The 11,761-nt window shown below is 60.6% G+C and carries 11 protein-coding genes; all 11 read left to right on the plus strand.

Translation table 11 applies throughout. The features are described from left to right. Positions 1 to 48 precede the first annotated feature (48 nt). From GSQ81_RS02760 to GSQ81_RS02810, 11 genes are read left to right on the plus strand one after another with little or no spacing between them, the layout of a single operon-like run. Positions 49 to 774, plus strand: coding sequence for a hypothetical protein (locus GSQ81_RS02760; RefSeq protein ID WP_158909191.1), 726 nt, complete (start codon positions 49 to 51; stop codon positions 772 to 774). Next, entirely contained in the window at positions 771 to 1,514 is a 744-nt protein-coding gene (locus GSQ81_RS02765; RefSeq protein ID WP_158909192.1) for a hypothetical protein, read from the plus strand. The genes GSQ81_RS02760 and GSQ81_RS02765 overlap by 4 nt, the downstream gene beginning before the upstream one ends. Further along, positions 1,511 to 2,764, plus strand: a complete 1,254-nt coding sequence (locus tag GSQ81_RS02770; protein WP_158909193.1) for a DUF4255 domain-containing protein — start codon at positions 1,511 to 1,513, stop codon at positions 2,762 to 2,764. Before GSQ81_RS02765 ends, GSQ81_RS02770 begins: the two co-directional genes overlap by 4 nt. Continuing rightward, positions 2,761 to 4,803 (plus strand): ATP-binding protein, encoded by a 2,043-nt coding sequence (locus GSQ81_RS02775; protein WP_158909194.1) that lies wholly within the window; start codon positions 2,761 to 2,763, stop codon positions 4,801 to 4,803. The genes GSQ81_RS02770 and GSQ81_RS02775 overlap by 4 nt, the downstream gene beginning before the upstream one ends. Beyond that, positions 4,800 to 5,057: a hypothetical protein gene (locus GSQ81_RS02780; RefSeq protein WP_158909195.1), complete on the plus strand. Its 258-nt coding sequence runs from the start codon at positions 4,800 to 4,802 to the stop codon at positions 5,055 to 5,057. Before GSQ81_RS02775 ends, GSQ81_RS02780 begins: the two co-directional genes overlap by 4 nt. Further along, positions 5,054 to 8,623 carry a DUF4157 domain-containing protein gene (locus GSQ81_RS02785; RefSeq protein WP_158909196.1) on the plus strand — a complete coding sequence of 1,190 codons (3,570 nt, stop codon included), beginning with the start codon at positions 5,054 to 5,056 and terminating at the stop codon, positions 8,621 to 8,623. Before GSQ81_RS02780 ends, GSQ81_RS02785 begins: the two co-directional genes overlap by 4 nt. 34 nt (positions 8,624 to 8,657) lie before the next feature. Continuing rightward, positions 8,658 to 9,323, plus strand: coding sequence for a hypothetical protein (locus GSQ81_RS02790; protein WP_158909197.1), 666 nt, complete (start codon positions 8,658 to 8,660; stop codon positions 9,321 to 9,323). Further along, positions 9,320 to 9,688: a LysM domain-containing protein gene (locus GSQ81_RS02795; RefSeq protein WP_158909198.1), complete on the plus strand. Its 369-nt coding sequence runs from the start codon at positions 9,320 to 9,322 to the stop codon at positions 9,686 to 9,688. Before GSQ81_RS02790 ends, GSQ81_RS02795 begins: the two co-directional genes overlap by 4 nt. Positions 9,689 to 9,708: 20 nt before the next feature. After that, positions 9,709 to 10,854, plus strand: a complete 1,146-nt coding sequence (locus GSQ81_RS02800) for a hypothetical protein (RefSeq protein WP_174237928.1) — start codon at positions 9,709 to 9,711, stop codon at positions 10,852 to 10,854. Continuing rightward, positions 10,851 to 11,405, plus strand: coding sequence for a phage baseplate assembly protein V (locus tag GSQ81_RS02805; protein WP_158909199.1), 555 nt, complete (start codon positions 10,851 to 10,853; stop codon positions 11,403 to 11,405). Before GSQ81_RS02800 ends, GSQ81_RS02805 begins: the two co-directional genes overlap by 4 nt. 12 nt (positions 11,406 to 11,417) lie before the next feature. Continuing rightward, on the plus strand, positions 11,418 to 11,738 hold the full coding sequence (locus GSQ81_RS02810; RefSeq protein WP_158909200.1) for a hypothetical protein: 321 nt from the start codon (positions 11,418 to 11,420) through the stop codon (positions 11,736 to 11,738). Positions 11,739 to 11,761: the final 23 nt, after the last annotated feature.

Here is an 11,761-nt window from a genome sequence, read left to right on the forward strand (position 1 = left end):
GCCACTCGAATTTCTGCCCGTCGGATCGCCCTCAAGGAGAAATCGTCTATGCGGATTCTGAACAACGCCGATTTTTTGACGCTGTGGGAAACCGGCCATCGGCTGCATCCCCTGGACCGGGGACTGCTGGCCATTCGCGCATCGCTTCCCGAGATTGCGGACCGGATGGTTGCGGACGAGCCCGTCGCCGACTGGCCACTGGGACGCCGCAATCGTGCGCTCGCTGAATTGCGCACTCTGTACTTCGGCCCACACCTCGAAGGCTGGACGACCTGCATCCAGTGCGGCGAAAAACTCGAATTCGAAGTCGATTGCCGCAACTTGGCGGAGACATACGATGCGACCTCCAGCCAGACCATCGCCGTCCAGGGAAATACCTTCCGCCTGCCCACAAGCCGCGACCTCGCGCGCATCGCCGACGAAACCGACCCGCAGCGCGCAGCGTTGCTGCTCCTTGAGAATTGCACCATCGACCATGCGGCAACCGACCCAGCCGACTGGTCCGAAACCGAGATCGAAGCAGTAACCACAGAGATGGCCCGCGCCGATCCCCTCGCCGAGATCGCCCTCGGCTTCGAGTGTCCGGTCTGCCAGTACACCAGCGAAGAACTCCTCGACCTTCCCAGCTTTCTCTGGGCCGAGATCGAGACCCGCGCCAAAAGACTTCTGCTTGAGGTTCACGCATTGGCCAGCCGGTACGGCTGGGCCGAATCCGCGATTCTGGCGATGAGCGATATACGCCGGGCCGCTTATCTGCAAATGGTGCAGGCATGAGTAACTTCCTCCAGCGCGTTGCCGCAGCCGTCATCCAGCCTCAGACGAAGCTGCGACCGATACTGGGCTCAGTCTTCGCGCCGCCTACTCTTCGTTCGCCGAAAGATGTTCTCCCAGCCGAGGTCGAGATCGCTTCGCAGACCTTTGCACCGCACCACCAGGAGCCTATTGCTACCCCGTCCTTCGACGCCTCTGATCGGACGGGAAGAGATCGGTTGTCTCCGGCAACTGCCCACGAAGACTTCTCACCGTCGCATTCCCCCCGGAGCCTGAACAACGATCCACTGCTCCTTCCCGTCTTCAACTCTCCGAACGAATTACGAAAGCCAACTCAAGCACATTCATTCGCGGAAGATTTAAACGTAGCTTCCGAACCGTCGCAACCGGCAGCCGCGGATCGCTCTGGCGTTCCAGCCTCGTACCAGCCGCAAATCGTCGTTGGCCAGCAGCCCGCACCCAAACTGGCGCCGTATCAGCCGCTGATCGCCGCCAGTCAACAGGCTGCGCCCAGACTGCAACCGCACGAGTCAATGCCGACCTCGGCGATGATTCGCACCTCGCGGGCCGAGGCCGCACGGCGCGCGCAGCCAGTGCAGCGTGAGCCCGATGAGGTTCACATCCATATCGGACGCATCGAAGTCGCTGCCGTGCCTCAGCAAGCTCCTCGCCCCGCGGCAGCCGCCGCTCGAAGATCGATTAACCTCACCGACTATCTCGCGCGCAACGGGCGGTCAGGATGAGCACTGCATTCGCCATGGCCGCGACCTCCGCCGTTCTGCAGCACTTCCTGCAGAATGCGCTCAGCAGCGTCACCATGTTTGGAGGATCGGTGACGGTCTCCTCCAAAGCTCCGGACCTGCTCCAGCACGACATCATCGACGGAAAGGCCCAGCAGAACCAGGTCAATCTCTTTCTCCACCAGGTGACATACAACCCCGGCTGGCGCAACGTCGGCTTGCCTTCGCTCGACGCCGACGGAAAGACCCCTCTCAAAAATCCGCCACTCGCTCTCGATCTGCACTACCTTCTCACCGCCTACGGCTCCGACGACTGGCAGGCGGAGGCGCTTCTCGGTAACGCCCTGATGATGCTGCATCGATTTCCAATCATCGCGCGCAAAGACATCACCCTTGCGCTCAGCCTGCTTCCCGCTGGCGCGTTCACCGTGGCCTTGCAGGCCTCCAAACTGGCCGACCAGATCGAGATGATCAAGATCACCCCATCCACGCTGGGCCGCGAGGAGATGGCATGGTTGTGGACTGCCTTGAAAGCCGACTATCGCCCGACCTTTCCCTTCCAGGTCTCCGTCGTGCTCATGCAACCGGAGTCGCAGCTCGGCTTCGCTCTGCCTGTACTCAGTCGCAGCATCGTTGCCAACCCCATCCAACCCGCACAGCTCCTGCAGGTCACGCCGCCCAATCAGCAGATCTCCGCCGCTCCGGGCGATACCGTCACCGTCACCGGCATCTACCTCAAGGGCGCAACCAAGGTCTCGCTTACCTACGCGCGGCTGGGAATACAGACGACCGTGGCGGCCACTTCGGTCACAAACAATTCACTCCAATTTGTCGTGCCCATCGAAACGGCGCTGCTTCCCTTCCCCGCCGGTATCTACGACCTCGCGGTGCTCTTCACCGACGCGCTCGGCAATGTAACGCAAACAACCGCGTCGCTTCCGCTGGCCGTCGCTCCCATCATCCAACTCGTACCCGCGCCTGTCGTGGCCAACTCCGCAACCGACACTCTGGTCACCCTCACCTTCAGCCCGTCAGCCCGTCCAAACCAGACCGTTTCGCTCTCCATTGGCAGCCAATCGGTCAACGCGCAGCCGTTTACAACCGACGAGACCACGCTCGAATTCCTCTTCGCACCGCCACTGGCCGCTGGCAGCCAACTGGCCAGACTTCAGATCGACGGAGCCCCCAGCCAGGTTCAGGTCGACTGGACCGCCACTCCACCGAAGTTTCTTGGCCCCATGGTGACAATATGAGCACCGCACAAATCAACGCGGCGGAACACGACCCGACCTCAACAGGCTCATGGGCCGAGGCCAACCAGGCCTGCTTGGTAATGGAGTTTGCACGGCTCCGCCGCAAGATGGATGCAACCGGCCCACAGGGAGACCATCCATTCCGCGGTCCCTCAATCGACGACTCACAGGATCAATACCGCACGTCGCTCAATCCCCCGCCGGCCATCGACCAGATCGCTGAGACCTTCGAATTAAGCACCTTCGAGCGCCATGTCCTCCTGCTCTGCGCCGGTATCGAAATGGACTCGACCCTTGCCGCGCAATGCAGCGAAGCTCTCGGCTTTGGACGGAACGACCGGCGCGGAGCCATCTCGTTCTCTCTTGCCCTCGCCGTACTCGATGATCCTCACTGGAGCGCACTGGCGCCGTCATCGCCGCTGCGCCGATTCCACTTGATAGAGCTCGAACCCGGCCACGGCCTCACCTCCGCGCCGCTGCGGATCGACGAGCGCATTCTGCACTATCTTGCAGGCGTAAACCAACTGGACTCGCGCCTCGAACTCCTGCTGCAAACTCGCAGTTATCCCGATTGGATCGCCGAAGAACACGCTGCACTCGCGAACGAAGCTCCACGGACCCTGGACATCCACTCCGCAGATGCTCCCGTCCTCCACCTTTGCGGCGACGACCCGCGCGGACAGGAGGACGTGGCCGCCGTCATTGCCCGTAACCTTGGGCGGCAGCTCTTCATCCTTCCCATCGAAAACATCGGTGGCCTCTCCGCCGCATCCTCGCGGCTCGGACACTCTGAAACCTTGTCCGCAGATCAGTCTGAACCGGCATCTCAGTTAGTCTCGCTCTGGGCACGCGAATCAGCCATTCTTCCCGCGGTCCTGCTGGTGCAATGCAGCACGGCCACACTCTCCGCCGCGGCCACACAGTTGATAGAACGTCTCCCCGCTCCACTCATCCTTGCAAGCCGCGATCCCCTCATCCTTGAACGTCGCCTGATGCGCCTCGCGGTGAACAAGCCTCACCCCGCAAGCCAAAAGCAGCTCTGGGCAAAGGCTCTGGGACCGGCTGGCGCAAGCCTCAACGGACATCTCGATGAGATCGCCGAGCAGTTCCGCCTGAACGCCGAGACCGTCGCCTCCGTCGGTGCTTTTGTCGGCATCGCGACAGACGACTCCGGCAAAGTCGATCCCGACAGGCTTTGGAGCACCTGCCGCTCCCTTTCACGGCCACGCCTCGATGATCTGGCCCAGCGAATCCTGCCCGTCGCCGGATGGGACGACCTCATTCTGCCCGAGCCCCAGAAGCAGGCCCTTCACCAGTTGGCGGCACAGGCGCGCCATCGCATGACGGTATACGAGTCGTGGGGATTCGCCGGCAAGGGCCGCCGTGGTCTGGGCATCAGCGCTCTCTTCGCCGGAGCCAGCGGTACCGGCAAGACCCTCGCCGCCGAGGTGCTGGCACGGGAGCTGCGCCTCGATCTCTACCGCATCGATCTCTCCGCTGTCGTCAGCAAGTACATCGGCGAATCGGAAAAGAACCTCCGGCAAGTCTTCGACGCCGCCGAAGAAGGCGGGGTCTTGCTGCTCTTCGATGAGTGCGATGCCCTGTTCGGCAAACGTTCCGAAGCCAGGGACAGCCATGACCGCTACGCCAACATCGAGGTCAGCTATCTTCTGCAGCGCATGGAAAACTTTCAAGGCCTGGCGGTCCTCACGACGAACTTCAAATCCGCCATGGACAAGGCCTTTCAGCGCCGTCTGCGCTTCACTGTCGATTTTCCTTTTCCCGGCGTCCCCGAGCGCGAAGCCATCTGGCAGCGTGCCTTTCCTCAAAAAACACCGACCAGCGGCCTGAATATCAAGCGTCTCGCCCAACTCAACATGACCGGCGGCAACATCCGAAACATCGCCCTGAACGCCGCCTTCCTCGCCGCCGAAGCCGGTTCGCCCGTCCAGATGGAGCACCTGCTGCTGGCCACGCGCCAGGAGGCGATCAAGACCGAGCGCCCCCTCTCCGAAAACGAGACCAGGGGGTGGGCATGAGCAAGATTCACGTCACCATCGACCGGGTGGTGCTCGGCGGCCTCGACGCCACGGCCCGTCACGCATTCGTCACCGGCCTCAAAACCGAGCTGGCGCAGGCACTGGCCGATCCGGCCCAGCGCGCTCACTGGCTCAGCTCCCGTCGCACCCCGGTCCTTCGCCTCGGTCGCGTTTCCCTCGGCACAGATGCCGGAGGAGCACGCAAGCTCGGCAGTCACGTAGCCAAAAGTATTGTCAGGAGCAGCAAGCCATGAGCGCCGCGTCCCTGGTCATGCTGTCCCGCGAAGCGGAGGCGTCTTCGAAGAAGACCTCAAAATCTCTGCGCGTCAATCAGCCAGGAGACGCTTACGAGCGAGAGGCCGACCGCGTCGCCGATACCGTCTCCGCAGGTGGACGCATTCCCGGCTGGTCGCTCGCCTCCACCGGCGCAGACCAGATTCAACGCGACACCAACACCACGTCTGCACTTCCGCCCGTGCAGCCTATCCAGATGATCGGCGATCCACAGGACCCGCCTCAGGCCAACAACTACGGCGATATGCTCGGCAAGATCGCCGAGGCCTTTCTGAAGACCCCTGCCGGAAAAGCTATCCTGCAGCACCTGACCGACGATCCGCTGGTGCAGGGCGTCAAAGATTTTGTTCAGACTCCTCAGGGGGTTGTCGTGGCCGGCAGTACCGCCATCGCTGCCATCTCCGGTTTAGCTGCCGCCCACAAGGGGCTTCCGGTCCAGCTTCCGCAAATCCCTCTCGATAAATTTGTCCCCGGCCTCAAGATGAAGATCGACGTCGAGGGCCCCCTCAACCATCCCACGCAGGGCTCGCTGATGTTCAGCTACGAAGGCGCGCCGCCGAAGAAAAAGAAAGGCGCGCTCACCGATAAAGACCGGTACCGCGCAGAGACCGCGCGCATCGCCGAAGATCAGAAAGACTTCCGTGCAGGCTTGGCACCCCACTCTCAGGGGCCGGTAGCTTCCCCCCAGGCGCAGCAACAGCAGGCTGACGAGCAGTTGGCACGCAAGGCAGAGTTGCGCCGACTGGGCAACATCCTCCAGCCCGGAGCCACGCACAAGCCCGGAGAGTTCACGCCCCTTGTCCCCGGCGCGCAGCCTCTCAGCCTGGGCATGAGAGATGCCGACCGCATTCCGGCCACCGACGCAACAAAGAATGAGAAGAAGGAAGAGATTCCCGTCCAGCGAAAGGCAGAAAGCGCCTGCTACGACGAGCAGGAGGCCGCACCCGAGGTCGAGTCCGTCATCAGCTCCTCGGGCCGTCCGCTCGACCGCGAGACCCGCCGCTACATGGAGTCGCACATCGGCTTCGACTTCAGCAAAGTCCGCATCCACACCGACTCCCGTGCCGCCGCCTCCGCCAAATCGCTGGGCGCCCGCGCCTACACCGTAGGCAACAACGTCGTCTTCGGTGCCGGACGCTTTGGGCCGAGCACAACGGATGGCCGCCGCCTACTGGCACATGAACTCACTCACGTCGTGCAACAAGGCGCGAGCCCAGGAAAGTTAAATACCAGGAGCGTCCTCCCCGCCGTCGTCACATCTGCGCCGCGTCAGATCCAACGCGATCCCGAAGAGGACAGCAAAGGAATCAGCTTTTCTGACCTGGGCGATTTCAGGAAAGTTTTACGGAAGCTCTCTGACAAGATTCCCGGCTATAAGCTGTTTACCGTCATTATCGGCAAGGACCCGCTCACCGGCGAGGCGGTCACACGCAATGCAACGAATCTCATAGGGGAGTTTCTCAAACTTGTTGGCGCAGAGCAAACCTTCAAAGACCTTGAGCAGTCGGGCGCGCTCAAACAGGCCTTCGACTGGCTTCAGAGTGAGGTCGGCAAGCTAAATCTCTCCGTTGAAAAACTCGAGGAACTCATCGCACAAGCGAAGAAAGCCGCCTGGGACAATAAGTTCAACGGCGTTTCAGCCGCTCTGCGCAGTGCATACGAAGTCTTCAAACCCACGTTAGAGAGTGTGAAGACATTTGCCGGCAATATCCTCCACAAGGTGGTCGAGTTCGCTGTCGACGGTGCACTCAAGCTGCTCGACAGCACGGGCGTTCTCAAGACCATCATCGGTTTGGGAGACGCCATCTCCGGCATCGTGAAAGACCCCAAAGGTTTCGCTACAAACCTGATCAAAGCGCTCCAGCAGGGATTCAGCCAGTTCGGAAAAGATATCGTCACGAATCTGAAGGAAGCTCTCATTAGTTGGCTCTTCGGCGAACTGGGCAACATCACACCGCCCAAAGACATCACCTTTGGGTCGATCTTCACCTTAATGCTTCAGGTGCTGAAACTCGACTATCAGGCGAACCTTCGGCCAAAGCTGGTGAAGGAACTCGGCGAAGAGGTGGTTTCAGGCGTTGAGCACGCCGTTGGCATCATCAATACGATTCGCACGAAAGGGCTGGGCGCGGCATGGGAAGAAGTGAAGCATCTGGCCAGCGATCTGTTGAACTCCTTCCTCACGGAGGCGCAGAACTGGGCAATTACAAAGGTCGTCCAGATGGCTGCCTTCAAGATCATTCAACTGGTCGCTCCGGGGGGGGCGATTCTCGAGGCTCTCCGGGCGATATACACCACCGTCGAGGTCATCATTCAGCAAGCAAAAAAGATCCAGGTGCTGATCGATGGAATCGCGAAATCCATCTCCAAGATCGTCGCCGGTCAGATTGGCGACGCCGCAAACTATATCGAGAACGTTCTGAACGGTGCTATTCCCGTCATGATCAGCTTTCTTGCCACCTACCTGGGCCTGGGCGACGTCGGCGAAGCGATTCGGCAACTTCTCAAGAAGCTCACCGACAAGATCGGTGCGGGCGTCGACAAGATCATCAAGTTCATCGCCGATAAAGCCAGGGCCCTGCTGGCCAAGGGCAAGGAAGCTGTGGGCAAGGTTCTGGACTGGTGGAAGCAGCGCAAAGAAGTCACCGAGGGAACCGAAAAACACTCTATCTATTTGGATGGGACTGAAGACCAGACCAGGCTGCTGGTCGCCAGTTTCCCCGCGCTCACATGGAGCAAGTTCCTTGCCGACAAGGCCGATGCGGTCAAGTCACCAACGCCAGAACAGAAAACCGCCGCGGAACAAATCAAGGTCAAAGCGCCCGAGCTTGAGAAGCGGCTGCCGCCCTCGAAAGATGACAAAGAAAAAGCAGCGAACGTCGAAGCAAAGCGAAAGTTGTTCGATGAGGTCGCCGCCTTGATTGTCGTCCTGGGACTGCACCGCGAAGCCGCAGAGCCTGCCTCCCTGATCACCTTCAAACCACTTGGAAAAGACGACGGCGGCACGGGGGCCATCGCCTCACCCCTCACTTCCAACTTCAAAGCGGGCACCCCACCTTCCGACAAGCCGGCGATTTGGACAAAGCTGGGAAGCCTCCTCAAAAAGAAAAACTACAAACGAGGACATCTTATCAATGAGAATCTGGGCGGCCCCGGCATTCGTAGCAACCTGACTCCCATCAACACCAAAGCCAACGCCGACCACTTGGCCAAAATCGAATCGAAAGTAAAAACCGCAGTTCTCGACGAGCACAAAGTCATGACCTATACGGTCGACGCAATCTACGACACTCGCGGCGAATCGGAAAAGCCAAAGCAAATGATCGAGCTTGAAAAGTTGCGTTCACAGAGAAAACTGACCACCGACGAAGCAACAGAACTGGCGGAATTCCAGGCCGAGCAGAATCTCTGCACCCACTTCAACTACGAGGCATTTGAGTTGGAAAACAAGGGCGCAGGATGGGTTCCCAAGAAAAACTCAGAATTGAAATTCAAGGGCAAAGTAGAAAACAAAATCGAATTGTAGACAGTCCGTTTCACAAAAGAGAGCTGGATTTCCAATGAGCACGTCGTCTCCCATTTCGCCCCGTCTCGTGAAAGGTGGCCTGGTCACGATGGACCCCACCACGTCCACGGTGCAGACCATCATCGCGCTGCAATACAATCCTGACTCGCTCTCGCGCACGCTTCAGATTCAATCCCTGCCCGGCGGCACCGACGGCACTCGCGTCGACGCCCTGCGCCTGCGCGGCCCCGCCATCGAGACCATCAAGATCGAGGCCGAGCTCGACGCGACCGACCAGCTCGAATTTCCCTCGCAGTTCCCCAACGCCGTGCAGTATGGCCTGCATCCGCAGCTTGCCCAGTTGGAGATGCTCATCAACCCCACCGTCGAAACACTCATCGCCGACGACAACATGGCCAACGCCGGTACGCTCGAGATCATCCCGCTCGAACAACCGCTCACCCTCTTCGTCTGGAGCAAGAATCGCGTCGCACCCGTCCGGCTCACCGAGTTCTCCATCACCGAAGAGGCCTTCGACACCTCGCTCAATCCCATCCGTGCCAAGGTCTCGCTCGGTATGCGCGTGCTCACGATCGACGACCTCGGTTTCCAGCATCCCGGCGGCCATCTCTTCATGGCCTACCTCAGCAACAAGGAAGCGCTCGCGGCGAAGGCAAAATCCGTCGCCCTCACCGTTCTCGGACTTGGAGGCCTGCCATGAACTACCCTCTGCAAACCCTCATCCAACTGGGCGTGGTGCCGTCGGTAAGCTTTCCCACCGACAGCCGCTACTACGGTTCAGCCACATTGCAATACACCGCGCCCAATGGCGAGGTGATCACGTATCTGGCACGGCGCTTTGTGCCTCAGCCCGGCGCGCCCAACTTCGCCACCATCGCCCAGCACACCGTGCATCAGGGCGACCGGCTCGACCTCATCGCCGCCAAATATCTTGGCGACCCGCTGATCTTCTGGCTGCTCTGCGATGCCAATGGAGCCATCGCCCCCAACGACCTGCTCGCCAATCCCGGACATGTCCTCGCCATTGTCACGCCGCAGGGCGTGCCCGGCGTGCCAAACACTTAAAGAAGGGTAAGGAGAAAATCTTGCTCGGTAGCGTTCAACTCACGTTGATGATCGGCCCCGTGGTTCCGCTCACGGTGCCGCGCGTCGTGCTCGATTCCCTCGCGGAGGTCGAGGTCAAAACCGAGGACGTAGGCCAGAGCGGATTTCAACTCGTCTTTAGCATCGACAAGCAATCCCCATTGCAGATTCTCTTTCTCCTCACCGGCGGCATGCCTCTGCTCTTCATGCGCGTCGTCCTGATCGCCACCGTCAACGGAGTAGCGACCGTGCTGATCGACGGTGTCATTACCAACAACGAGATCTCACCCGGCGACAAAGGCTCCAACTCGACCCTCACCATCACCGGCAAAGACCTCACCGCGCTCATGGACCAATCCGACTGGAGCGGCTTTCCCTTCCCTGCCATGCCGCCCGAGGTGCGTGTCGCCCTGCTCGTGGCCAAGTATGCGCTCTTCGGCGTCATTCCTCTGGTCATCCCCAGCATCCTGCTCTGCCTGCAACTGCCGATTGATCAGATCCCCGCGCAGCAAGGCACCGACCTCGCCTACATCCGTTATCTCGCCGACCAGGTGGGCTATGTCTTCTACATCGATCCCGGCCCCGTCCCCGGCATGAGCAAAGCCTACTGGGGGCCTCAGATTAAAGTCGGCACTCCTCAGCCCTCTCTCAACGCCGACATGGACGCCTACACCAACATCGAGAGCCTGCACTTCAAATTCAACCAGGAGAAGAACCGCATCCCCATCGTCTACATCAACAATCAGGAGACGGGCATCTCGATTCCTATCCCTATTCCTCCCATCACACCGCTCAATCCGCCGCTGGGGCTTATTCCGCCCTTTCCAACTAATCTCATTCCTCCCGACCTCAAGCCGTTTCGAGACGACCTGGCCAAGATGCCGATTCCTCAAGCCATCATGGTCGGCCTCGCAGCCGCCGCGCAGGCAGCCGAAGTCGTCACCTGCGAGGGCTCGCTCGATGTCACCCGTTATCGCAACATCCTCAAAGCGCGTGGCCTCGTCGGCGTACGCGGCGTCGGCCCCGCCTTCGACGGTCTCTATTACGTGAAAAGCGTCACGCACAAGATCAAGCGCGGCGAATACAAGCAAAGCTTCACGCTGACCCGCAACGGTCTCGTCTCCACAGTACCCACGGTGAACGTATGAGCCCACAGGATTCCAGCGTAGGCGGAAGCGCCAATCGCTACTACGGCAAATATCGCGGCCTCGTCGTCGACAATGTCGATCCGCTGCAGATCGGCCGCGTCATGCTGCAATGCGCCGACGTGCTTGGCGACATCCCCGGCAGTTGGGCGCTTCCCTGCGTCCCCGCCGCAGGCATGCAGGCCGGCATGTTCATCGTTCCGCCCATCGGCTCGCAGGTATGGGTCGAGTTCGAGCAGGGCAACCCCGATTACCCCATCTGGACCGGCGGCTTCTGGGGCCTCGTCGCGGATGTTCCCGTCTTCGCCACCGCACCGCCCGCCATTCCGCCCGGCCAGAACATCGTCCTCCAGACCAGCGGACAAAACACCCTCATCCTCAGTGACGCGCCACCAACTCCTGCAACCGGCGGCATCATCCTCATGGCGGGCACAGCCATGATCGTCGTCAACGAAACGGGCATTTACCTCAGCAACGGGCAGGGCGCGACCATCACTATGATCGGCCCCGCCGTAGCCATCAACCAGACCGCTCTCACCGTCGTGGGCGCCTAAGGAGAATCGACAATGCCAGGACCAATTCTGCACATGGGCGCCACCGTCCTCTGTTCTCACGGAGGCCAGGCCATCCCGACCGCACCCAGCCCGGTCGTCTTCGTCTCCGGCATGCCCATCGCCACCATCGCCGCACCCTACGCAATCGCCGGATGCACCTTCGTTCCACCCGCAGGCAACGGCCCCTGCATTACCGGACAGTGGATCGTCGGCGCAACCACAGTGTTTTCGCAGGGACAGCCCGTCGCCATCATGAGCGGGGTCTCCCTCTGCGCGCCAACCGGCACGCCCATGCTGCCCGTCAGCTCACAAACTCTGGTTCTGGCTTCATAGTTCTGTCAGTGAAGGAAGACGAA

It is taken from the genome of Granulicella sp. L56 (genome assembly GCF_009765835.1).
Classification (GTDB): domain Bacteria; phylum Acidobacteriota; class Terriglobia; order Terriglobales; family Acidobacteriaceae; genus Edaphobacter.

Bases quoted from the DNA above. Each gene is read 5' to 3' on its own strand.
- GSQ81_RS02795 (WP_158909198.1), top strand. From the start codon at position 9,320: ATGAACTACCCTCTGCAAACCCTCATCCAACTGGGCGTGGTGCCGTCG.
- GSQ81_RS02790 (WP_158909197.1), top strand. From the start codon at position 8,658: ATGAGCACGTCGTCTCCCATTTCGCCCCGTCTCGTGAAAGGTGGCCTG.
- GSQ81_RS02780 (WP_158909195.1), top strand. From the start codon at position 4,800: ATGAGCAAGATTCACGTCACCATCGACCGGGTGGTGCTCGGCGGCCTC.
- GSQ81_RS02805 (WP_158909199.1), top strand. From the start codon at position 10,851: ATGAGCCCACAGGATTCCAGCGTAGGCGGAAGCGCCAATCGCTACTAC.
- GSQ81_RS02770 (WP_158909193.1), top strand. From the start codon at position 1,511: ATGAGCACTGCATTCGCCATGGCCGCGACCTCCGCCGTTCTGCAGCAC.
- GSQ81_RS02785 (WP_158909196.1), top strand. From the start codon at position 5,054: ATGAGCGCCGCGTCCCTGGTCATGCTGTCCCGCGAAGCGGAGGCGTCT.
- GSQ81_RS02760 (WP_158909191.1), top strand. From the start codon at position 49: ATGCGGATTCTGAACAACGCCGATTTTTTGACGCTGTGGGAAACCGGC.
- GSQ81_RS02775 (WP_158909194.1), top strand. From the start codon at position 2,761: ATGAGCACCGCACAAATCAACGCGGCGGAACACGACCCGACCTCAACA.
- GSQ81_RS02810 (WP_158909200.1), top strand. From the start codon at position 11,418: ATGCCAGGACCAATTCTGCACATGGGCGCCACCGTCCTCTGTTCTCAC.
- GSQ81_RS02765 (WP_158909192.1), top strand. From the start codon at position 771: ATGAGTAACTTCCTCCAGCGCGTTGCCGCAGCCGTCATCCAGCCTCAG.